Genomic DNA, 316 nt, shown 5'->3' on the forward strand with positions numbered 1-316 from the left:
GCTTACTCGCATGACACTCGCTCCCCCTTCCTCCCCCTCTTTTTCCTCTCCCTCTTTCTTCCCTTCCCTTTCCTCCTTCTCTCTCCTCTCCTCTTTTCCCTCCCTCCCCCTCTCTTTCTCTCTCTCCCTCTTCCCCCCTTTTCTTCCTCTCTTCTTCCTTCTTTCTTTTCCTCCTTCTTTCCCTTTTTCCCTCTCTCCTCCTCTTTTCTTCCCTTTTTCTTTTTCCCTCTCTCTCCTTTTTTTCCCTCCCCCCTTTCTCTTTTTTCTTTTTTTCTCCTCTTCTTTTCCCCCCTCTTCCTCTCTTTCCCTTCTTTTT

General features: G+C 48.1%; 1 protein-coding gene. It reads right to left on the reverse strand.

Annotation, left to right across the window (positions count from 1 at the left end):
* Window positions 1-316, reverse strand: a 316-nt coding sequence (locus AB1471_RS18890) for a hypothetical protein (protein WP_367780958.1), incomplete at both ends; no start/stop codon positions are given.

Source organism: Jeotgalibacillus marinus (assembly GCF_040801915.1).
Lineage (GTDB): Bacteria > Bacillota > Bacilli > Bacillales > Jeotgalibacillaceae > Jeotgalibacillus > Jeotgalibacillus marinus.